Here is a 20,467-nt window from a genome sequence, read left to right as displayed (position 1 = left end):
TGGCCGAATGTCCCCACCCGCGGCCGAATTGGCCTGCGCCGGAATGTCCGGTCGCACCGGGACTTTCGGGATGGTCGCGTCGGCGGCTGTCGTTCGGGTGGATCGCCCGGGTCTCAGCCGAGAGCGTCGGCGATCGGGACCGGCCCGTCGGTGAAGGGGACGTCGCGGTGGATGCTCGACGGCGACGCGAGTGCGGCGGCGGCCGCCAGGGCCACGTTGGCGCGGGACGTGCCGGGATTGTCGGCGGCGCGGGTGGCGTCGGGGTCGATGGACCCGGTGGGCTCGTCGAGGGTGAGCCGGCCCGGCATCAGGACGGTCCAGTCGAGGTCGGAGTCCCGCAGGGCGGTGTCGGCGGCGGCCTTGGCCTCGGCGTACGGGAAGAAGGAGCTGTCCTCCGGTGTCCCGTGGTCGGGTCCGGCGCCGAGGTACGAGACCATCACGAATCGGCGGACGTCGGCCGACTGCGCGGCTGCGATGGTGCGGATCGCCGCGTCGCGGTCGACGGCGTGGGTGCGGGCGGGGTCGCCGCCGCCGGCGCCCGCGCTGAACACGACGGCGTCGGAGCCTGCGATCACCTCGGCGATCCGGTCGGTCGACGCCTTCTCGACGTCGAGGACGACGGCGTCGGCGCCGGTGCGTTCCACGTCGGCGGTGTGGTCGGGATCGCGGATCACCGAGCGGACGGTGTCGCCGCGCTCGATGAGCAGGGGTGCGAGCAGGAGGGCCACTTTGCCGTGGCCGCCGATGATCGTGATGTCAGCCATGCATCGACGGTACCGGGGCGGGGTGTTGACAGTGGTCGGCCGCGGGGAGTTTAATTCACCACATGATGAGTTCATCGAATGGTGAATTACCGTCGGCGTCGACGGGACCGGCGATCGAGTGCCGCGGCGTGAGCGTCCGCCGCGGCCCGGTGACCGCCGTCGACGACGTCTCGGTGACGGTGCCGCGCGGCACCGTCACCGGACTCCTCGGCCCCTCGGGCTGCGGCAAGACCACCCTCATGCGGGCCGTCGTCGGCACCCAACGGCGGGTCTCCGGTCGTGTCGAGGTCCTCGGCCGTCCCGCCGGGTCGCCCGAACTGCGCGGAACGGTGGGATACGTGACGCAGGCCGCATCGGTGTACACCGACCTCACGGTGGAGCAGAACGTCCGCTACTTCGCCCGCCTCGTCGGGGGCGTCGACCGGGCGGATGCCGCCATCGACGCCGTCGACCTCGGCTCACGCCGCCACCATCGGGCCGGGGCGCTGTCCGGGGGTCAGCGCAGTCGCGTCTCGATCGCATGCGCGCTGGTGGCGCGACCGCGGCTTCTGGTCCTCGACGAGCCGACGGTGGGTCTCGACCCCGTGCTGCGCGCCGACCTGTGGCGACGATTCCGCGCCCTGGCCGACGACGGCGTGACGCTGCTGGTCTCGAGTCATGTGATGGACGAGGCCGCCCACTGCGACGATCTGATCCTCATGCGGGAGGGCCGGGTGGTCGCGCAGTTGACGCCCGAGCGGCTCCGGTCGCGCACCGGGCGCGAGAACCTGGAGGACGCCTTCCTGGCGCTGATCAACGAGGCGGGGTCATGAATCAACGAGGCGGGGTCATGAGCGGGGTCGGCGTGCGTCCGATCTTCGTCGGGGCGACGGCGCTGCGGGTGCTGCGCCAGCTGCGGGCCGATCCGCGCACCGTCGCCCTCATCCTCGCCATTCCCGTGGTGCTGATGGTGCTGCTGTACTTCATGTTCTCGCAGATCCCGCATCCGCCGGGCGGGCCGGCGCCCTTCGACCGCGTCGGCACCGTGATGCTCGGCATCCTCCCGTTCGTGACGATGTTCCTGCTCACGTCGATCGCGATGCTCCGCGAACGCCGGTCGGGCACGCTGGAACGCCTCCTGACCACCCCGATCAGTCGGCTCGACCTGATCGCCGGGTACGGCGTCGCGTTCTCGGTGGTCGCCGCGGTGCAGGCCGTGGCCGCCGTCGGAGTCTCGTACTGGCTGCTGGGTCTCACCGTCGAGGGCGCGGTGGGGTGGGTGTTCGTCATCGCGATGCTCGACGCCATGCTCGGGGTGGGGCTCGGGCTGCTGTGCAGCGCCTTCGCGCAGACCGAGTTCCAGGCCGTGCAGTTCCTGCCGATCGTCGTGATCCCGCAGCTGTTCCTCTGCGGCCTGTTCGTGGCCCGCGACCAGCTTCCCGGCTGGATGGAGGGGCTCTCGACGGCGATGCCCCTGACGTATGCGGTGCAGGCGTTGCAGGAGGTGGCGGCCCACCCGGGTGCGACGGCACTGATGTGGCGCGACCTCGGGGTGGTCGCCGCGTGCATCGCGGCGGCGCTCGCGCTGGCGGCCGCGACCCTGCATCGGCGGACGCCGTGAGCGGCCGGGCGGGTCGCCGCCCCGGGTCGCCCGACACTCGGGGCGCCATCCTGGCGGCGGCGTCGGAACTGTTCGCCCGCAAGGGTTTCGACGGGACGTCGGTGCGGGCGGTCGCGGCGGAGGCGGGGGTGGACTCGGCGTTGGTCCACCACTACTTCGGCACCAAGCGAGACCTGTTCCTGGCGGCGGTCGCGATCCCGGTGGACCCCGCCGAGGTCTTGGCGCCGCTCGCCGAGACGCCGCTCGACGAGGTGGGCGAGCAGTTGCTGCTCACCGTGGGGGCGCTGTGGGAGGGCGACCTGCGGCACGCGGCCGTCGCCCTGCTCAAGTCGACGCTCGCGGCGCCCGAACAGGGCGTCATCCGCGGCTTCCTGGAGAACCTCGTCCTCGCGGCGTTGGCCGAACGGCTCGGCGGCGCCGACGACGATGTGCGTCTCCGCGTCTCGCTGGTCGCCACGCAGATGCTCGGGTTCTTCCTCATCCGGTATGTGGTGGAGGTGGAGCCGCTCGCGAGCCTGCCGCTGCCGGAGGCGGCGCGCCTCGTCGCCCCCGGCGTGCAGCGGTACCTCACCGGCGAGCTCTGAGAGCCTCTTCGCCACGGTCCTCTTTCGCCACGGTCCTCTTTCGCCACGGTCCTCTTTCGCCGCGGTCCGCTTTCGCTGCGGCGGACCCGATCGTCGGGTCTGGCCGTATCTTCGGGGCTGTCCGTATCCTCGGGCGCATGGCCCCAACCCCCGAGACGGCGACGGTCGCGCAGGTCGCCGCCGCGCAGTACGTCATGCTGACCACCTACAAGAAGGACGGCACGCCCGTCTCGGCGCCCCTGTGGGCGGCGCCCGACGGTGACGACATGCTCCTGTGGACGGTGACCGACTCGTGGAAGGTCAAACGTCTGCGCCGTGACGAGCGGGTGCTGGTGCAGCGCTGCGACGTCCGGGGCCGCAAGACCGGCGGACCGCAGGTGCCCGGTGTCGGGGAGATCGTCGACCGTGAGACCGCGGTGCGCGCCATCGTCAAGAAGTACGGGCTCCTCGGTCGGCTCATCGTGACCGGTTCGGCGCTGCGGCGCGGCTCGGCGTCGACCATCGGCATCCGGGTGCGCCCAGTCGCCGGGTGATCAGTCGCCGGGCAACCGGTCGCCGAACAGCCGGGCGCCGAGTAGCCGGGCGACGAGTAGCGGCGATCAGGTCAGCAGCGTGAGCGCCGCCCGCAGGTAGGCGTGCGCCGCGGTGACGAGCTCGGAGAGCGGCACCGACTCGTCGGGTTGATGAGCCTGGCCGTTGATGTCGCCGGGACCCATCACGACCGTCGGAATGCCGAGGGCGGTGGCGGTCCACCCGCCGTCGCACGCCGCGGTCCACCCGCCGACACTCGTCGCTCCGCCCGCATCGCGGACCGCCTGGGCGGTCGCCGCCACGAGCGGATGGTCTTCGGGAGTCTTGAACCCCGGCAGATACATCGTCGGCGTCACGCTGACCCCCACGCCGCCGGTGTCGATGCCCGCCGCGCGGATGTCGGCGGCCAACCGTCGGCCGATCTCGTCGACGTCCTCGCCGGGCATGAGGCGGCGATCCACGCCCATCGCACACGTCGGGGCCACCACGGAGATGCCCTGACCGCCGCTGATGGTGCCCACGTTCCAGGTGCCGAAACCGAGCAGCGGGTCGGGGTCGGCGGCCATGCGACGCTGGTCGTCGCCGATCAGGGCGATCACGGCGGCCGCGGCGTCGATGGCGCTCACCCCGTCGCTGGGGCGTCCCGAATGCGCGGCGCGGCCGGTGACCTCGATGTCGAAGTACGACGCACCGCGGCAGCCGCGGACCACCTGGAGTCGCGTCGGTTCGGCGACGATGCACCCGAGATGCTCGCCGGGCGGCGGATTCTCGACCAGCTGCCGCATCCCCGCGCCGTGCTCCTCCTCGTCGACGGTCACCACGAGCCGCACCGGGCCGGTGAGCCGGACGCCCGCGTCGCCGGCGTGCGCGAGCGCGCTCATCGCGGCGACCGCCGCCGCGATGCCGCCCTTCATGTCGGCGGTGCCGCGGCCGATGATGCGGTCGCCGTCGCGGCGGGGCGCGAACGGATCGCCCGTCCAGCCGGGGCCGGCGGGCACCACGTCGGAGTGGCCGAGGAGCATCAGGCCGGGCCCGGGCGCATCGGCGTCGACCGTCGCGATGAGGTTCGGCCGGCCGGGCGCCACCTCGATCACCTCGACGGTCAGCCCCGCGTCGCGGCACGCACGCGCCAGGACCTGCACCGTCGACTCTTCGGTGCCGCCCGGGTTGATGCTCGGCTGCGCCACCAAATCGCAGGTCAGCGCCTCGATGGCGGCGGAATCGATCCGTGCGCCGAGAGCGGAGGCGGCGTCGGCCGATCGGGTGTTCATCGGATCCCTTTCGTCAGGAGCGTCGGTCGTCGGGCGAACCGGCGGCGCTCGATAGTAGGCTATGCCCGATGGCCACTGTGTATTTCGTGATTGCGGCGCTCGCCCTGGCGGGAGCGGGCGCGCTGCTGTGGATCGACCGGAATCGATCCCAGGAGGTGCACCACCAGCGTGCTGTGTGGGGCGAGAAGCATTCCTTCAAGTTCCGGGAGACGGACAGCAAGCTCCGCACCGTCTTCCATCGTGCCGGTATGGACGCTCCCGATCACGTCCGGGTCCGCGACGTCGCCTACGGCCTGTACGAGGACGCCGAGGCGGTCGTGTTCGACCTCGAGGGCACGTCGACCGTCGTCGCGGTCCGGCGCCCGTCGGCGTCGTCGGTGCACGTCGACCTGCGGCACGAGGATGTGCTGGCGCCCGCGGAGGAGGACGTCGATCTGCTCGGCGCGATGGGTTCGCGGGTGATGTTCGCGAGCAACCTCGACGCCGCGCGCCGCATCTGCGATCGCCGGATGGTCACGCTGGCCACCGAGACGCCGGCGTTCGTCGAGATCCTGTGGAACGAGGGCAACTGGGCGCTCGGCGCCATGCCGGTGACGACGGACGACGATCAGCTCGATCTGGCTCTCGACACCGTGCGGCGCTTCGCCGATCTGCTGCGCGTGCTGCCGCCGGCGGTGGTGCCGCAGGACGCGCCCGATCCGCGCGACCCGCACGGGCCGACCAATGAGGAGCTGGCCGACGAGAAGACGGAGTCGCTGCGGGATAAGGAGCGCCGTCGCCGCATGCAGGAGCGTCAGGCGCGGCAGGCGATGCTCGACGACGATGAGCCGCCCCGCCCCGTGTCGCGGCCGTCGCTGCTCGATGCCACGCCCCGCCCGCCCGCCGATGCCACGCACCGCCCGCCGGCCGATGCCACGCACCGCCCGCCCGCCGAGCCGCCCCGCCCGCCGGTCGATCGGCCGCGTCCGCAGGGCGAGCCGCCGGTGATGGAGCCGCGCCGTCCGGCACGCCCGGTGCGCGACCGTCCGGCGCCGCCGGATCTGCCGCCGCTGCGCGATCCGCGCGATCGCTGACACCCGAGATCCCTGACACCCGAGATCCCTGCCCCGAGATCACAGAAGCTGGTGACGCATGTCCGCATCCACCGTCAACTCCGCCGACCGGACCCGTCTCGCCGAGCTGGTCGCCGACCTCGCCGTGGTGCACGGCCGGGTGACCCTCTCCTCGGGCGCCGTCGCCGACTACTACGTCGACCTGCGCCGCGCCACACTGCACGCGGAGGCGTCGCGGCTCATCGGCGCGCTCATGCGTGAGCTGACGGCCGACTGGGATTACACGTCGGTCGGCGGTCTGACGCTCGGCGCCGACCCCGTCGCGACGTCGATCATGCACGCGCCCGGCCGTGCGATCGACACCTTCGTGGTGCGGAAGGCCGCCAAGACCCACGGGATGCAGCGGCGCATCGAGGGGCCGGACATCGCCGGTCGGCGCGTCCTCGTGGTGGAGGACACCTCGACCACCGGTGCGTCGCCGTCGCAGGCCGTTCAGGCGGCCCGGGAGGCCGGCGCCGAGGTGGTGGGCGTGGCGACGGTCGTCGACCGGGCCACCGGCGCCGACGACGTGATCACCGCGCTCGGGGTGCCGTACCGCAGTCTGCTGGGCCTGGCCGACCTCGGCCTTGCCTGAGCCGCACATCCCGGAGCCCGAGGCGGGAGGCGGGGACGCGGCGGGTCCCACCGAGTGGACGACGGGCGTCGGCCCCGCGGTGGGCGTCGGACCGTGGCTCGACGAGCACGGCACCCCGCTGCCGGACGACCCCCGCTACGATCCCGAACTGCTGGCCGAGGGCGACCGCCGCAACGTGGTGGACGCCTACCGCTATTGGCGTCGGGAGGCGATCGTCGCCGATCTCGACACCCGTCGCCACGCGTTCCACGTCGCCATCGAGAACTGGGCGCACGACGCGAACATCGGCACGGTGGTCCGCACGGCGAACGCCTTCCTGGCCGCGGAGGTCCACATCGTGGGCCGTCGGCGGTGGAATCGGCGCGGCGCGATGGTCACCGACCGTTACCAGCATCTCCGGCATCACCCGGACGTCGCGGACCTCACGAGGTGGGCGCGCGACGAGGGCCTGGCCGTGGTGGCTGTCGACAACACGCCCGGCGCCGTGCCGGTGGAGCGGATCGCGCTCCCGCGCCGCTGCGTGCTCGTCTTCGGGCAGGAGGGGCCGGGGGTGAGCGCGGACACTCAGACGGCGGCCGACCTCACGGTGTGCATCGCCCAGTACGGGTCGACCCGCAGCATCAACGCGGGTGTCGCGGCGGGCATCGTCATGCACGCCTGGGTGGCGCAGCACGCCGATCCGTCGACCGCCTGGTGAGGTCGGCGTCGCCGACCCGGCGTCACTCGGCGTCGGCGACGGGCTCGGCGTCCGCCGGCGCGTTCTTCGCGTTGCGGCGGCGACGCAGCCACTCGAAGACCATCGGCAGCACCGAGACGAGCACGATGGCGATGAAGATCGGCTCGATGAGCTTCTGCACGATCTCGAACTGGCCGAGGAAGAACCCGAGCAGCACGATGCCCGCACCCCAGACGATGGCGCCGACCACGTTGTAGATCACGAACACCGAGTACCGCATGCGGGCGGCGCCGGCGGTGATCGGGGCGAGGGTCCGCACGATCGGGACGAACCGCGCCAGGAAGATCGTGATGGGGCCGTGCTTCTCGAAGAAGTCGTGCGCCTCGTCGATGTACCGCTGTTTGAGGAAGCGGGCGTCGGGCGTGAACATCGACGTCCCGGCGTAGCGGCCGATCAGGTAGCCGATCTGGCCGCCGATGATCGCCGCGATGGGGATCGACACCATGAGGATCCACAGGTTGAAGTTCGCGTCGGAGACCTTCTGCGCGTGCTCGCCCGTCTGGCTGCCCGCGGCGATCAGACCGGCGACGAACAGCAGGGAGTCGCCCGGCAGGATCGGAAACAGGACACCCGACTCGATGAGGACCACGGCGAGCAGACCGATCAGTGCGAACGGTCCGAAGTACCCGATGAGGTTGAACGGATCCATGAAGCCGGGCATGAGGCCGGCGACGTCACTGGTGGTCTCGGCCAGGAGAGAATCGATCACAGGCCCACATGCTACCGGGTGGAACCTGCGATTCTCCTTAACGACCCTGTTCGCAGGGGACCGGCCCCGCGTCGGGGGAGACCTGGCAAACTGTGGGGGAACCCCGTTTCGAGTGTGGACGACCTCCACCGGATCAAGGACGTGAGAATGCCAATCGCAACCCCTGAGAAGTACGCCGAGATGCTGACGAAGGCCAAGGAGGGCGGCTACGCGTTCCCGGCCATCAACTGCACGTCGTCGGAGACCGTCAATGCGGCCATCAAGGGATTCGCGGACGCCGGAAGTGACGGCATCATCCAGTTCTCCACCGGCGGTGCCGAATTCGGTTCCGGCCTGGGCGTCAAGGACATGGTGACCGGCGCTGTGGCGCTCGCCGAGTTCGCGCACGTCGTCGCCGAGAAGTACGGCGTCACCATCGCGCTGCACACCGACCACTGCCCGAAGGACAAGCTCGACGGCTTCGTCCGCCCCCTCATCGAGATCTCGCGCGAACGCGTCGCGAACGGCGGCAACCCGCTGTTCCAGTCGCACATGTGGGACGGTTCGGCCATCCCGATCGACGAGAACCTCGAGATCGCCAAGGAACTGCTCGCCGCGACCCGTGAGGCGAACATCATCCTCGAGGTCGAGATCGGCGTGGTCGGCGGCGAGGAGGACGGTGTGGAGAACGCGATCAACGAGAAGCTCTACACCTCGATCGACGACTTCGAGAAGACCGTCGAGGCGCTCGGCACCGGCGAGAACGGCCGCTACCTGCTGGCCGCGACGTTCGGCAACGTGCACGGCGTCTACAAGCCGGGCAACGTGAAGCTGCGGCCCGAGATCCTCAAGCAGGGGCAGGACGCCGCGGTCGCCAAGCTCGGCCTCGCGGCGGGCGAGCAGCCGTTCGACTTCGTGTTCCACGGCGGGTCGGGGTCGGCGCGCAGTGAGATCGAGGAGGCCGTGAGCTACGGCGTCATCAAGATGAACGTCGACACCGACACCCAGTACGCGTTCACCCGCCCGGTGGCGTCGCACATGTTCAGCAACTACGACGGTGTGCTGAAGATCGACGGCGACGTCGGCAACAAGAAGGTCTACGACCCCCGCAGCTACCTGAAGAAGGCCGAGAGCGCGATGGCCGAGCGCGTCGTGGAGGCTTGCCACGACCTCGGTTCGGAGGGCAAGTCGATCAGCGCCTGATCGACGTGCCGCCCGCGCCGCGGGATCGATGACGAAGGGCCGCCCCGATCGGGGCGGCCCTTCGCGTCGGTGCCGGTGGTGTCCGCCCGGCGGCGGGAGTCCGTCAGGGCTTCTCGCAGACCTTCCACTCGTCACCCGACTTGTGCAGGGTGATCTGTGCGGGGACGGTCTCCTCGGGCTGACCGCTGTGGTAGATGTCCACGCCCACGTGGGCGACGTCGCCGTCGATGCTCACGGCCTTGACGTCGTCGAACGTCATCAGCTGGTTGGTCGACTTCTGGGCCTCGTAGGCGCGGTCGAAGTCCTCCTGCGAGAGGTTGGCGTAGTACTCGTTCTTCTCACCGCAGGTGATGTCGCGCAGCGTCTGCAGGTCGCCGTCGTTCATCGCCTTCTGGTAGTCCTTCGCGGCGTCGGCGACCTTGTCTTCCGGCGCGTTGCCGATGAGCAGGAACCACAGGGCGACCGCGACGGCCGCGATCACCACGACGGCGGCGATGAGCAGGGCGATCAGCTTGCCGCGTTTGGAGCCGCTCGTGCCGCCGTCGTCGCCGGCGACGACCGCGGGTGCCGGCTTGTCCTGCGGCGCGGGGGCGGCGGGCGGCTGCTGGGGCGGGGCCTGCTGGGGTGCCGCCTGCTGGGCCTGCTGGGCCTGGGGCGGCACCGTCATCTTGGTGGTGGGGGCCTCCGAAGCGGGCGGCTCCGAGGCGGGCGGTTCCGAGGCGGGCGGTTCTGAGGTGGTCGGTTCCGGGGCCGGCTGTTCGGTGTTCGCTGCGCCCGCGGCGGCGGCGACCTCCTGGGCGGAGATCTGCTCGGTGGGGGCGGACGACGGGTCGTCGGCCGTCGTGACGGACTCCTCCACGAGGTCGGCCTTCTGCGCGGCGTCCGACTCGGCGTTCGGCGCGGCGGCGGCCTGACCCCGGACGGGGTCGCCCACGACGTTCTCCTCCACCAGGTCGGCGGTCCCGGCGTCGCTGTCGGCGGTGTCGCTGTCGGTGGCGTCGTTGCCGGTGGTGTCGCCGGGGGCGTCGGTCTTGTCGGCTGACTTCTCGCCCGAGGCGGCAGCCGCGGCGGCGGCGACCTCGGTCGGCACCGCGAACGCGCGGGTCGGGCTCTCCGACGAGCCGCCCTGCGGTTCGGGGGTCTGGCTCTTCTCGAGCTTGGTGACCGGAGTCGGCTTGTCGGTGGACGACTCGTCGGACTGCTCCGCCGACGTGTCGGCGCTCTCGGTCGACGTCGCGTCGGCAGCGCCGGAATCGGACTTGCCCTGCTCGCGCCGTGCGCGGAAGGCGTCGACGGCCTTGTCGACGGCTGACGAAGTGTCCTTGTCAGAATCAGACATCTACTCAAGTTCCAATGCTCGCGGGACTGGTGCGTGAAGACACGCGCAGCGTCAGGATATAGGACTGTCGGGCGCCGAGCCTCGTCGGAGGACGGCCTTCGAGTGATTGAATGAGGTCGTGACTTCATTCGGAGACTTGCTCGGACCCCCGCCCACACTGCTGCCCGGTGACGACGACGCCGAGTCGGATCTGTTGAACGGCGTCGAACCGTCGGCCGTTGCGGCGGCCCACCCGTCGGCGTCGATCGCGTGGGCGCATCTCGCCGAGGCGTCGCTCGACGGGGCGCTCGACGGCGCCGAACCCGACCTGGCGCGGGTGGTGGCGGCGTACGCCTATGCGCGGACCGGTTACCACCGTGGCCTCGACCAGTTGCGGCGTAACGGGTGGAAGGGTTTCGGCCCGGTGCCGTGGAGCCATGAGGAGAACCGCGGTTTCCTGCGGTGCGTGGGTTCGTTGGCGCGTGCCGCGAAGGCGGTCGGTGAGGAGGACGAGTACCTTCGGTGCCTCGACCTGCTCAACGACAGCGACCCGGTCGCGATCCGCGAACTGGGTCTCGACTGAATCGAGGGTCTGTGAACGCGACGATCCGGGAGCGTGCCTCTCGGATCGTCGCGGATCTGCCGCCGCCGGTGCGGGTGCGTGTCCGTCGGCTGCGGTTGTCGCTGGTGCCGATCGCGCAGTGTGCGATCGCTGCGGGGTTGGCGTGGTTCGTCGCGTTCGACCTTCTCGATCATCCGCGGCCGTTCTTCGCGCCGATCGCGGCGGTCGCGTCGCTCGGTTTGTCGTTGGCGCGGCGCTGGCGGCGGTCGGTGGAGTTGATCGCCGGGGTGTCGCTGGGGATCCTCGTCGGCGACCTGGTGATCGCCCGCATCGGGTCGGGCGCCTGGCAGATCAGCATCGTCGTCGCGGTCACGATGGCGGTGGCGGTGTTCGCCGACAAGGGGCCGATGATTCCGACGCAGGCGGCGTCGTCGGCGGTCCTGGTGGCCACGTTGTTGCCGCCGGGGAATGCGGCGGGCCCGATGCGTGCGGTCGACGCGTTGATCGGTGGTCTCATCGGTTTGGCGGTGGGCGCGTTGGTGCCGGTGAATCCGGCGCGCCGTGCGCGGCGCGATGCGGCGGGCGTGTTGCAGACGTTGCGTGATCTGTCGGCTGATCTCGCGGAGGCGCTCGACGCTCGTGACGAGGACGCGGTGGCGCGGGTGCTCGACAAGGGGCGCGGGACGCAGCCGGCGATCGACACGATGCACAACGATGTGTTGGCCGGTCGTGAAGTCGGCACGTTGTCGCCGCTGTATTGGGCGTCGCGCGACCGGCTGCGCACCATTGCGGCGACGGCGGAGCCGATCGACAATGCGATGCGCAATTTCCGGATCATCACGCGCCGTGCCCTCGGGCTCACGCAGCGCGGGGTGGCGGTGGAGCAGCCGATCATCGAATTGGTTCGGGATATCGGGGAGTCGTTCGAGCTGTTGCGGCGCATGATGCTCGCGGCGCCGGGCCGCGAACCCGATCAGGCGGACGCCGCGCGCCGGGTGCGGTCGGTGGTCCGTAAGGCGCGGACGTCCCTGGCCGACGATGTGGACGACATCTCGGAGGCCGCACTGCTGGTGGAGCTGCGGTCGCTGCTGGTGGATCAGTTGATGGTCGCCGGCCTCAAGCGGTCGTCGGCGATCGCGCAGTTGCACCTCAATCGGTGACGGGCGCGTCGCTCGGGGAGCACCCGTATTGACATATGCGAACAGTCGCATATATTGAGGTCATGGGTACCACTCACGACCACGACGGGCATGCCGGGCACAGCCACGGGCCCACCGCGGCCGATCTGGCCCGCCCCGACGGCGCGCGCCGTCGCCTCTGGCCCCTGGCCGTCTCGCTCGGGCTCATCGGCACGTTCTTCGTCGTCGAGCTGACTGCGGGCCTGCTCTTCGGGTCGCTGGCCCTGGTGGCCGACGCCGGTCACATGCTCACCGACCTGGTGGCGCTCTCGATGGGGATGACGGCGCTGCTGTTGGCGCGGCACGGCCGGGTCACCGACGGCCGCAGTTTCGGGTGGTACCGCGCCGAGGTGTTCACCGCCGTCCTCAACGCCGTGCTGCTGTTGGGGGTCGGCGCCTTCGTTCTCATCGAGGCGATCCGGCGGCTCGGCGACGACCCGGAGGTGCCGGGCGGTCCGATGATCGTGGTGGCCCTCCTCGGGTTGGCGGCCAACGTGGTGGTGATGCTGCTGCTGCGCGCCGACTCCGACTCGTCGCTCGCGATCCGCGGCGCCTACCTGGAGGTGTTGGCCGACGCCGTCGGCAGCGTGGGTGTTCTCGTCGCGGGCGTCGTCGCCCTCACCACCGGGTGGGGGTACGCCGACGTGATCGTGGCCGTCCTCATCGCCCTGTGGGTGGTGCCGCGGGCCGTGCGGCTGGCGCTCGACGCCCTCAAGATCCTCAACCAGCAGGCGCCCGAGCACGTCGACCTCTCGGAGCTGCGCGCCGAACTCGAAGAGCTGCCGGAAGTCCAGGACGTGCACGACCTGCACGTCTGGTCGGTGACCACCGGGATGGACGTCGCCAGCGTGCACGTGACCAGTTCGGGCGATCACTGCGACGCTCTCACCGCCGCCCAGCGGGTCTTCTCCGCGCACGGCCTCGACCACGCCACAGTCCAGGTGGAACGACCCGGCGGCGAGGGGCGCTGCGAAAGCCTGACCTGGTAGATCGCGCTATTCTGGCGGGGGTGGACAGGCGCACGTTCCTCGGTCTCATCACGACGGGTTCGGCAGCGTTGCTGACCGGGTGCGGAGCACAGGAATCCGGGCCGTCGGGCGGTTCGACGCCGCACCCGACGACGGCTGCGGCGCCGAAGGCACTGACGCCGCGCCTCCCGGCGTACAAGACGCCCGCTCCGCACGGCGCGATCGATCGGCTTCCCGGCCGAACCACACGTGGACCCATCCGGCACTCACCTCGTTGACGGCGCGCGGCGTCACCGACGAACTCGAACGGACCCGCCGGTTCCTGCGCAACGACTTCGGCGTGGAGTCCGCCCCGTACTTTCGCCCACCGTTCGGATACCGCGATGCGGCCGTCGACCGCATCGCCGCCGATCTCGGGTACACCGTCCCGGTGCTCTGGGACGGATCGCTGTCGGACTCCGGGGTGATCACCGAGAAATACCTGATGGCGATGGCTCGCCGCTATCTGCGCGCCCAGCGCATCGTGATCGGGCACGCCAACCACGCGCCCGTCACCCGCGTATTCGGGGAGCTTCAGGAGATCGTCACCGAGCGTCGCCTCAACATGCTGACCCTCGACGACTACTTCCAGCGTCCTATCGCCAGAAGGTGAACAGCCCGAGGCCGTAGCCGACGGCCCCCGGGGCGACGCCGGCGGCGTCGATGACGGCGTACACGGCGTCGAAGAACAGGGCGTTGAGCTGCGGGACGAACAGCAGCAGGAAGACGATGAGGAACCCGTAGGGGGCGATCTTCGCGGCGGTCGCCCGCGTCTCATACGACAGGTACGGCTCGATGGCGTTGTAGCCGTCGAATCCCGGGACGGGGATGAGGTTGAGGATCGTCGCGGTGATCTGCAGGAACGCGAGGAATGCCGTGGCCGCGTACAGGTTCGCGACGCCTGCCGGATCGGTGACGGCCAAGACCACCAGCAGCACCGCGCCGATGACGAGGTTGGTCGCCGGACCGGCCAGGCTCACCGCCGTCCGCTGCCGCCGGGAGAACGCGGCGGTGTTCAGATATACGGCCCCGCCGGGGAAACCGATGCCGCCGAGCGCCACGATCAGCAGCGGCAATCCGATCGACAACCCGGGATGGGTGTACTTGAGCGGATTGAGCGTCAGGTATCCGCGGATCTCCACCGACCGGTCGCCGTACCGGAACGCGGTGAACGCGTGCGCGAACTCGTGCAACGCCACCGAGATCACCCACCCGCCGAGGACGAACAGGATCGCGCCGCCGATCGCAGTCGCAGTGCGGTCACTGCCCGACGACGCCAACAGGTAGCCGCCGGCGATCACGGCCACGCACAGACCGAGGAACACCGGTCCGGGACGGATCGACTTGAGGGCGGTCGACGTCGGCGTCGTCACGGCGTCACCAGCAGCCAGTCCTCGTGATGGCGGTAAAACGTGGAGCGCTTCACGACACGGTCGGTGAGCACACCCTCGCGTTCGACGACGAGATTGGTGCCGCCGGTCTGCACCGCCCGGCCGGCACGCCAGCCGCCCGGCAGAAGACGCGCCGCCCGGCCGCGCACCCCGGGCTCATCGGTCATCGGCTCGATCTCGACGGCCTTCGCCGTCCCGTCGACGATCCGCTCCGAATCGACGATCGTCTCACCGTGCAGCTTCTCCCCGTGGGCGCCGAGATGACGGGCACGGCCGACGAGGACGACGGCGGCGTCGTCGCGGATCAACGGCAGCGGGCGCGCCGTCCCGCTGATGGCGGTCTCGCGGGCCGACGCACCGTGCGACAGGCCGTACACGCCGGTCGCCGGTGTCCGCTCGGGGGCGACATAGCCGATCTCCACATCGAGGCGTTCGAGTTTCATCACCGCCGACACCACCGCCGAGAAGAAGGCGTCGGGCGGCATCGGGCCGTCGGCGGCAGGCGCCACGATCAGCCGGGTGACGGTCGGGTCGTCGATGAGGCCGGCCACCCGGCGGGCCAGGGACGTCGGGTTCTCGTCGCCGGGGCGGGCGTCGATGAGCTGGTGGGGCACGTCGACAAGGGTATACGCGGTGCGAAGCCTCCGAGGCGGAGGCGACACAGTAGGGTGGGCACGTTAGGAGGAGCACCGGACTATGGCTGCGATTGTGCTCATCGGCGCCCAGTGGGGCGACGAAGGCAAGGGTAAGGCGACGGATCTGCTGGGCGGACAGCTGCAGTGGGTGGTCCGCTACCAGGGCGGGAACAATGCGGGACACACCGTCGTCCTGCCGAACGGCGAGCAGTTCGCGCTGCACCTGATCCCGTCGGGGATCCTCACGCCGGGCGTCAACAACGTGATCGCCAACGGTGTGGTCGTCGACCCCAGCGTGCTGCTCGACGAACTGAAGGGTCTCGAGGAGCGCGGCGTCGACACGTCGTCGCTGATGCTCTCCGCCGACGCCCACCTGCTGATGCCGTACCACGTGGCGATCGACAAGGTCACCGAGCGGTTCCTCGGCAACTCCAAGATCGGCACCACCGGCCGCGGCATCGGCCCCTGCTACCAGGACAAGATCGCCCGCGTCGGCGTCCGCGTGGCCGACGTGCTGGACGAGAAGATCCTCGCCCAGAAGGTCGAGGCGGCACTGGAGATCAAGAACCAGATCCTCACCAAGATCTACAACCGCAAGGGTCTCGACCCGGCGCAGGTCGTCGACGAGACCCTCGAATTGGCCGAAGGATTCAAACACCGCATCGCCGACACCCAGCTCCTGCTGAACAAGGCGCTCGAACGCGGTGAGACGGTGCTGCTCGAAGGTTCGCAGGGCACCCTCCTCGACGTCGACCACGGCACCTACCCGTACGTCACCTCGTCGAATCCGACGGCCGGCGGCGCCGCGGTCGGATCCGGGATCGGCCCGACGCGCATCACCACGGTGCTCGGCATCCTCAAGGCGTACACGACGCGCGTCGGCGAGGGTCCGTTCCCCACGGAACTGTTCGACGAGTGGGGCGAATACCTCGCGGTGACCGGCGGCGAGGTCGGTGTGACCACCGGCCGCTCGCGGCGCTGCGGCTGGTTCGACGCCGTCATCGCCCGTTACGCGACGCGCGTGAACGGCATCACCGACTACTTCCTCACCAAACTCGACGTCCTGTCGGGGATCGAGGAGATCCCCGTGTGCGTGGCCTACGAGGTCGACGGTGAGCGCGTCGAGGAGTGGCCGATGACGCAGACGGGCATCCACCACGCGAAGCCGATCTTCGAGACGCTGCCCGGCTGGTCGGAGGACATCTCGGGATGCCGCGACTTCGCCGAGCTGCCGGCCAACGCGCAGGACTACATCCTTCGCCTCGAAGAGCTGTCGGGCGCCCACATGTCGTGCATCGGTGTGGGGCCGGGCCGTGAGCAGACCATCGTCCGCCGCGAGATCGTGTGACGGGTTAGCGTAATGCCATGAGTCGCGACAGGGGGTGGCCGCGGGTCCGGTTGAGCCGTGACTACGGCTCCACGTTGCTCGGTTCCGCCGACGACAGTCCGCGCAAGCAGCGGATCCGCATCCAGCTGCTGCTCACCTCCACGATCGTGATCGCTCAGCTGATCGGCATCGCGATCTCGTTGACCCTCGCGCTGGTCGGCATCCCCGACCCGTCGTTCCTGCGCCGCGACCTGGTGTGGGCGAACTTCGTCGGGTTGCCCGTCTACATCGTGTGCGCGCTCGTGTTCGGCGTGGTGATCGGGACGGTGACCACGGTCCGCTCCCTCAAGTGGGCGCAGTACGACGATCCGCCGACGCGCGCCGACGTGCGGCGCACCGTGTGGGCGCGCCGGAAGCTCACCGCATTGCAGGGGTTGCTGTGGGCGGGCGCCGTGGTGATGGTCGGCGCCTGGTACGGCACGGTGGATGTGGCGCTCGTCCCGAAGGCCGTCCTGATCACGTCGGGCAGCGGTCTGGTGGTGATCGCGATCGTCAACGTGTTCGTCGACGTGATCCTGCGGCCGGTGTACGCCCGCATCCTGGAGGCCGGTCTCACGGTCCGCAGCAGTTCGGTGCGCACTCGTGCGCTCAACGCGTGGCTGGTGGGGACGGGGGTGCCGTTGGCGGGCATCTTCATCGTCATGCTGTTCGGCACGGTCGGCGGTCAGATGACGCGGACGGCGCTGCTGGTGTCGGTGACGGTGCTCGTGGTGATCGCGGTGGTGGTCGGGCTGCTGGTGATGTTCCTGTTCTCGTGGGACGTCACCGGCCCCATCCGCAATGTGCAGGCCGCGATGAACAAGGTCCGCGACGGCGACGTGAGTCCCCGCGTCGACCTCGTCGTGTACGACGCCTCCGAGTTGGGGGCGTTGCAGCACGGGTTCAACACGATGGTCGGCGGTCTGCGCGAGCAGGAACGGATGCGCGACATCTTCGGCCGGCATGTGGGCCGCGACGTGGCGGCCGCAGCGCTGCGTCAGGACCCCGAACTCGGCGGTACCGAGCAGACGGTGGCCGTGGTGTTCGTCGACGTCATCGGGTCCACGACGTTGGCGATCGAGCACAGTCCGACCGAGGTGGTCGGCCTGCTCAACCGGTTCTTCCAGGTGATCGTCGAGGAGGTCGAGGAGCAGCGGGGGCTGGTCAACAAGTTCGAGGGCGACGCGGTGCTGGCGATCTTCGGTGCGCCGCTGCACCTCGACGACCCGGCCGGTGCCGCGTTGGCGGCGGGCCGTCGGATCTCCGAACGTCTCGGCCGGGAGGTCGCCGAACTGGCCGCCGGTATCGGCGTGAGCTACGGGCCGGTGGTCGCCGGGAACATCGGAGCCATCCAGCGGTTCGAGTTCACCGTCATCGGCGACCCGGTGAACGAGGGCGCTCGCCTTTCGGAGGCCGCGAAGGACGCCCCGCATCTGCCGTTCGCGTCGGGGCGCGCGGTGGCTGCGGCCGACGCCGACGAGGCGTCCCGCTGGCGGGAGCGGACGGCGACGGTGCTGCGGGGCCGCAAGGAGCAGACGACGATCTTCACTCCGGTCGCCGATCGTGCGACCGACGCCGTCGAACCGTCCCCGTAGACTCGGGCGCATGGTTGCACAGGTGATCGGGACGCCGTTGAGCCCGACCGCGGTGAAGGCGCTGCTCCTCGGTTCGGGTGAACTCGGCAAGGAGGTGACGATCGCGCTCCAGCGTCTCGGCGTGGAGGTGATCGCGGTGGACCGGTACGAGAACGCGCCCGCCCACCAGGTGGCCCACCACAGCGAAGTGATCGACATGACCGATCCGGCGGCTGTGCGCGCGGTGATCGAGAGGCATCGGCCGCACTATGTGTTGCCGGAGATCGAGGCGATCGCCACCGACGCGCTCGAACAGGTGGAGGCGCAGGGGATCGCAGAGGTGATTCCGAGTGCGAAGGCGGTCTCGGCGACGCTCGATCGTGAACGGATCCGGCGGCTCGCCGACGAGGAGTTGGGGTTGCCGACGTCGCCGTATCTGTTCGCCGGCTCGTTGGAGGAGGCTCGGTCGGCGGCGATCGGCGTCGGTTTCCCGTGCGTGATGAAGCCGGTGATGTCGTCGTCGGGCAAGGGGCAGACGGTGCTGCGTGGTCCGACGGATGTGGATGCGGCGTGGGAGGCGGCGCGGACGGGTGCCCGGGTGACGAATGATCGGGTGATCCTCGAGGGGTTCGTGGAGTTCGATTACGAGATCACGTTGCTGACGGTGCGGGCCGTCGATCCGGCGACGGGCCGGTTGGCGACGTACTTCTGTGATCCGATCGGGCATCTGCAGGACGGCGGCGATTACGTCGAGAGTTGGCAGCCGCAGCCGATGAGCCCGGAGGCCTACGACATCGCGCGGTCGATCGCGGCGCGCATCGTCGGCGCGATGGGCACCGGCGGGCTCAGCGGCCGCGGGGTGTTCGGTGTGGAGCTGTTCGTCAAGGGCGACGAGGTGTATTTCTCGGAGGTCAGTCCCCGCCCGCACGACACCGGGCTGGTGACGATGGCCTCGCAGCGGCTTTCGGAGTTCGAATTGCATGCGCGCGCGGTGCTGGGGCTGCCGGTGACGGTGGCGGCGGTGGCGCCGGGTGCGTCGGCGGTGATCTACGGCCGCCATGATGCGCCGGCGATCGCCTACTCGGGTGCCGCGGAGGCGTTGGCCGACCCGGACGTCGACCTGCGGTTGTTCGGAAAACCGGAGAGTTTCGCGCGGCGGCGGATGGGCGTGGCGGTGGCGACGGCGCCGACCACCGATGCGGCGCGGGAGAAGGCCAAGCGCGCGGCGGCCGCGATCGTGCCCCTGCGGTCCGATGAGGTCGGCGACGACACCGCCACCGATGCGATCCGCGTCGGCGGTGCGAACGGCAGCGGCGCGAACGGCAGCGGCGCGGCGACCGGTGCCGTGGACGGTGATGACGTCGGCGGTGCCGCCGACGAGGCGCCGACGCAGCTCACGCGGCTCCCCGATCGACCGGCGCGGTAGATCGTGTGCGCGCTGGGGGTGTGTGGGAACTCCCACCCTCACACTCCAGGGTGCATCGACATGTCGTGATCGCCGGCGCTCGTCCCGAACCTCATTCTTAGGTCCGAAGAGCCGATAAAGTGCTGCGCGGTGGAACTGGTTTGCAGGGCTGTGTCGATCTCGAGGTCTTTATCAAGATCTTGTGCTCGACCATGTCGGAGATCCGTTCGCCGGAGGGAATTCGGGCGGGTTTCGAGTCGGTGTCCAGGAGTGTGACTGTCTACCTCCAGTTCGGCGATGATGAAGCGGCGAGCGACCGTGTTCGATGGACAAGTGTCGGGATCCGTTACTCGAGTTGCGTCGCCGGTACTGATCGGCGAGTGCGTTCATCGGCCGTCGAGGGGAGCGGTGTCGGCTGGCCGGAGGCGGCCAGGCGTACCGTGGCCTGCGGTACCGCGGAGTCGACGAAGGGGGCGACGGTGGAGATGACGAAGTCGGGTGGTGGTCCCATCCGGAAGGGGGCGGAGAATTGGCAACTCTAGTCAAACCATCCTGGAATCCGGACTATTTCTACGTAGGTATTGTCTCAATAATGTGTGTCGAGCCGGTTTTCAAATTGGCTCGGGGGAACGATTTCGGTGTCGGCGATTGGGTGGTCTTGGGTTGCTGGGCCGCAATAGTGGCGATCGCGATCTACCGGGCCGTCAACAGGAGGATTGAACGGAAATCCTCGGCGGCCTGGCGTCCACCGAGTTCGAAACCGAACTGACCGAGGCGCTCACGTCTGCGAAGTGGACGTGAACTGTTACCAGTTCTTCGCCGTCACACGGCGATGCGGCGCGGCGACCGGTGACGTGGACGGTGATGACGTCGGCGGTGCCGCCGACGAGGCGCCGACGCAGTTCACGCGGCTCTCCGATCGACCGGCGCGGTAGAACCGAGACGAGACGGCCCCGGCTGAATCGTCG

Annotated in this window: 22 protein-coding genes; 16 read left to right on the top strand and 6 right to left on the bottom strand. The window is 69.9% G+C overall.

Going from position 1 to position 20,467, the window contains the following annotated elements:
• Nucleotides 1-113: 113 nt before the first annotated feature.
• A complete protein-coding gene (locus G528_RS0102205; protein WP_026917547.1) occupies nucleotides 114-764 on the bottom strand; it encodes an NAD(P)H-binding protein in 651 nt (216 codons plus the stop codon).
• Between the two features lie 62 nt (nucleotides 765-826).
• On the opposite strand from G528_RS0102205, the gene G528_RS0102200 reads away from it, so the two are divergent.
• From G528_RS0102200 to G528_RS0102185, 4 genes are all read left to right on the top strand, one after another.
• Nucleotides 827-1,576, top strand: coding sequence for an ABC transporter ATP-binding protein (locus G528_RS0102200; RefSeq protein WP_084637975.1), 750 nt, complete (start codon nucleotides 827-829; stop codon nucleotides 1,574-1,576).
• Nucleotides 1,577-1,593: 17 nt separating this feature from the next.
• Nucleotides 1,594-2,364: an ABC transporter permease gene (locus G528_RS0102195; protein WP_051198179.1), complete on the top strand. Its 771-nt coding sequence runs from the start codon at nucleotides 1,594-1,596 to the stop codon at nucleotides 2,362-2,364.
• A complete protein-coding gene (locus G528_RS0102190; RefSeq protein WP_026917544.1) occupies nucleotides 2,361-2,948 on the top strand; it encodes a TetR/AcrR family transcriptional regulator in 588 nt (195 codons plus the stop codon). The genes G528_RS0102195 and G528_RS0102190 overlap by 4 nt, the downstream gene beginning before the upstream one ends.
• A 137-nt stretch (nucleotides 2,949-3,085) precedes the next feature.
• Nucleotides 3,086-3,481 (top strand): PPOX class F420-dependent oxidoreductase, encoded by a 396-nt coding sequence (locus G528_RS0102185; RefSeq protein WP_035718538.1) that lies wholly within the window; start codon nucleotides 3,086-3,088, stop codon nucleotides 3,479-3,481.
• 66 nt (nucleotides 3,482-3,547) lie between these two features.
• Here G528_RS0102185 and G528_RS0102180 read toward each other — a convergent pair whose 3' ends face one another.
• Nucleotides 3,548-4,750, bottom strand: coding sequence for a M20 family metallopeptidase (locus tag G528_RS0102180; RefSeq protein WP_026917543.1), 1,203 nt, complete (start codon nucleotides 4,748-4,750; stop codon nucleotides 3,548-3,550).
• A gap of 68 nt (nucleotides 4,751-4,818) precedes the next feature.
• Between G528_RS0102180 and G528_RS0102175 the strand changes: the two genes are divergently transcribed.
• The 3 genes from G528_RS0102175 to G528_RS0102165 are packed head-to-tail and all read left to right on the top strand — an operon-like array spanning nucleotide 4,819 to nucleotide 7,133.
• A complete protein-coding gene (locus tag G528_RS0102175) occupies nucleotides 4,819-5,823 on the top strand; it encodes a type III secretion system chaperone family protein (RefSeq protein ID WP_026917542.1) in 1,005 nt (334 codons plus the stop codon).
• Nucleotides 5,824-5,881: 58 nt separating this feature from the next.
• Nucleotides 5,882-6,436, top strand: a complete 555-nt coding sequence (locus G528_RS0102170) for an orotate phosphoribosyltransferase (RefSeq protein ID WP_026917541.1) — start codon at nucleotides 5,882-5,884, stop codon at nucleotides 6,434-6,436.
• Nucleotides 6,429-7,133: a TrmH family RNA methyltransferase gene (locus G528_RS0102165; protein WP_245569644.1), complete on the top strand. Its 705-nt coding sequence runs from the start codon at nucleotides 6,429-6,431 to the stop codon at nucleotides 7,131-7,133. The genes G528_RS0102170 and G528_RS0102165 overlap by 8 nt, the downstream gene beginning before the upstream one ends.
• 22 nt (nucleotides 7,134-7,155) lie before the next feature.
• Here the strand turns inward: G528_RS0102165 and G528_RS0102160 are convergent, their stop codons facing one another.
• Nucleotides 7,156-7,881 (bottom strand): DedA family protein, encoded by a 726-nt coding sequence (locus G528_RS0102160; protein ID WP_026917539.1) that lies wholly within the window; start codon nucleotides 7,879-7,881, stop codon nucleotides 7,156-7,158.
• Nucleotides 7,882-8,022: 141 nt separating this feature from the next.
• On the opposite strand from G528_RS0102160, the gene fbaA reads away from it, so the two are divergent.
• The gene (gene fbaA / locus G528_RS0102155) at nucleotides 8,023-9,063 is read left to right on the top strand and encodes a class II fructose-bisphosphate aldolase (RefSeq protein ID WP_281170324.1); all 1,041 of its coding nucleotides are present in this window, start codon (nucleotides 8,023-8,025) and stop codon (nucleotides 9,061-9,063) included.
• A 103-nt stretch (nucleotides 9,064-9,166) separates the two neighbouring features.
• On the opposite strand, the gene G528_RS0102150 is transcribed toward fbaA, so the two are convergent.
• Complete coding sequence (locus G528_RS0102150; RefSeq protein WP_026917537.1) at nucleotides 9,167-10,402, bottom strand: Rv0361 family membrane protein; 1,236 nt, start codon at nucleotides 10,400-10,402, stop codon at nucleotides 9,167-9,169.
• 118 nt (nucleotides 10,403-10,520) lie between these two features.
• Here G528_RS0102150 and G528_RS0102145 point away from each other — a divergent pair, with 118 nt between their 5' ends.
• From G528_RS0102145 to G528_RS16105, 4 genes are all read left to right on the top strand, one after another.
• A complete protein-coding gene (locus G528_RS0102145) occupies nucleotides 10,521-10,964 on the top strand; it encodes a DUF3151 domain-containing protein (protein WP_026917536.1) in 444 nt (147 codons plus the stop codon).
• A gap of 11 nt (nucleotides 10,965-10,975) precedes the next feature.
• Nucleotides 10,976-12,103, top strand: a complete 1,128-nt coding sequence (locus G528_RS0102140) for an FUSC family protein (RefSeq protein ID WP_026917535.1) — start codon at nucleotides 10,976-10,978, stop codon at nucleotides 12,101-12,103.
• A 62-nt stretch (nucleotides 12,104-12,165) separates the two neighbouring features.
• Nucleotides 12,166-13,110 (top strand): cation diffusion facilitator family transporter, encoded by a 945-nt coding sequence (locus G528_RS0102135; protein WP_026917534.1) that lies wholly within the window; start codon nucleotides 12,166-12,168, stop codon nucleotides 13,108-13,110.
• A 79-nt stretch (nucleotides 13,111-13,189) separates the two neighbouring features.
• Nucleotides 13,190-13,741, top strand: coding sequence for a polysaccharide deacetylase family protein (locus G528_RS16105; RefSeq protein ID WP_051198177.1), 552 nt, complete (start codon nucleotides 13,190-13,192; stop codon nucleotides 13,739-13,741).
• Here the strand turns inward: G528_RS16105 and G528_RS0102125 are convergent.
• Entirely contained in the window at nucleotides 13,725-14,501 is a 777-nt protein-coding gene (locus G528_RS0102125) for a site-2 protease family protein (RefSeq protein ID WP_026917533.1), read from the bottom strand. The genes G528_RS16105 and G528_RS0102125 overlap by 17 nt on opposite strands.
• Nucleotides 14,498-15,133 (bottom strand): hypothetical protein, encoded by a 636-nt coding sequence (locus G528_RS0102120; RefSeq protein WP_051198176.1) that lies wholly within the window; start codon nucleotides 15,131-15,133, stop codon nucleotides 14,498-14,500. Before G528_RS0102120 ends, G528_RS0102125 begins: the two co-directional genes overlap by 4 nt.
• Nucleotides 15,134-15,215: 82 nt before the next feature.
• Between G528_RS0102120 and G528_RS0102115 the strand changes: the two genes are divergently transcribed.
• The 4 genes from G528_RS0102115 to G528_RS18360 all read left to right on the top strand — a co-directional run bounded on the left by G528_RS0102115 (nucleotide 15,216) and on the right by G528_RS18360 (nucleotide 20,434).
• Nucleotides 15,216-16,502: an adenylosuccinate synthase gene (locus G528_RS0102115; protein WP_026917531.1), complete on the top strand. Its 1,287-nt coding sequence runs from the start codon at nucleotides 15,216-15,218 to the stop codon at nucleotides 16,500-16,502.
• A gap of 17 nt (nucleotides 16,503-16,519) precedes the next feature.
• Nucleotides 16,520-18,115: an adenylate/guanylate cyclase domain-containing protein gene (locus tag G528_RS0102110; protein WP_026917530.1), complete on the top strand. Its 1,596-nt coding sequence runs from the start codon at nucleotides 16,520-16,522 to the stop codon at nucleotides 18,113-18,115.
• Nucleotides 18,116-18,125: 10 nt separating this feature from the next.
• Nucleotides 18,126-19,520 (top strand): formate-dependent phosphoribosylglycinamide formyltransferase, encoded by a 1,395-nt coding sequence (gene purT, locus G528_RS16100; RefSeq protein WP_156890323.1) that lies wholly within the window; start codon nucleotides 18,126-18,128, stop codon nucleotides 19,518-19,520.
• A 770-nt stretch (nucleotides 19,521-20,290) separates the two neighbouring features.
• Nucleotides 20,291-20,434 carry a hypothetical protein gene (locus G528_RS18360; protein WP_156890322.1) on the top strand — a complete coding sequence of 48 codons (144 nt, stop codon included), beginning with the start codon at nucleotides 20,291-20,293 and terminating at the stop codon, nucleotides 20,432-20,434.
• Nucleotides 20,435-20,467: the final 33 nt, after the last annotated feature.

The sequence above is a fragment of the Gordonia shandongensis DSM 45094 genome, assembly GCF_000423025.1.
GTDB lineage: Bacteria > Actinomycetota > Actinomycetes > Mycobacteriales > Mycobacteriaceae > Gordonia > Gordonia shandongensis.
The sequence above is the reverse complement of the archived record's forward strand: the minus strand, read 5'-3'. Positions and strand labels throughout refer to the sequence as shown.

Coding starts and splice junctions, on each gene's coding strand:
- G528_RS0102205 (WP_026917547.1), bottom strand. CDS start 764: ATGGCTGACATCACGATCATCGGCGGCCACGGCAAAGTGGCCCTCCTG.
- G528_RS0102200 (WP_084637975.1), top strand. CDS start 827: ATGATGAGTTCATCGAATGGTGAATTACCGTCGGCGTCGACGGGACCG.
- G528_RS0102195 (WP_051198179.1), top strand. CDS start 1,594: ATGAGCGGGGTCGGCGTGCGTCCGATCTTCGTCGGGGCGACGGCGCTG.
- G528_RS0102185 (WP_035718538.1), top strand. CDS start 3,086: ATGGCCCCAACCCCCGAGACGGCGACGGTCGCGCAGGTCGCCGCCGCG.
- G528_RS0102180 (WP_026917543.1), bottom strand. CDS start 4,750: ATGAACACCCGATCGGCCGACGCCGCCTCCGCTCTCGGCGCACGGATC.
- G528_RS0102175 (WP_026917542.1), top strand. CDS start 4,819: ATGGCCACTGTGTATTTCGTGATTGCGGCGCTCGCCCTGGCGGGAGCG.
- G528_RS0102170 (WP_026917541.1), top strand. CDS start 5,882: ATGTCCGCATCCACCGTCAACTCCGCCGACCGGACCCGTCTCGCCGAG.
- G528_RS0102150 (WP_026917537.1), bottom strand. CDS start 10,402: ATGTCTGATTCTGACAAGGACACTTCGTCAGCCGTCGACAAGGCCGTC.
- G528_RS0102135 (WP_026917534.1), top strand. CDS start 12,166: ATGGGTACCACTCACGACCACGACGGGCATGCCGGGCACAGCCACGGG.
- G528_RS0102115 (WP_026917531.1), top strand. CDS start 15,216: ATGGCTGCGATTGTGCTCATCGGCGCCCAGTGGGGCGACGAAGGCAAG.
- G528_RS0102110 (WP_026917530.1), top strand. CDS start 16,520: ATGAGTCGCGACAGGGGGTGGCCGCGGGTCCGGTTGAGCCGTGACTAC.
- purT (WP_156890323.1), top strand. CDS start 18,126: ATGGTTGCACAGGTGATCGGGACGCCGTTGAGCCCGACCGCGGTGAAG.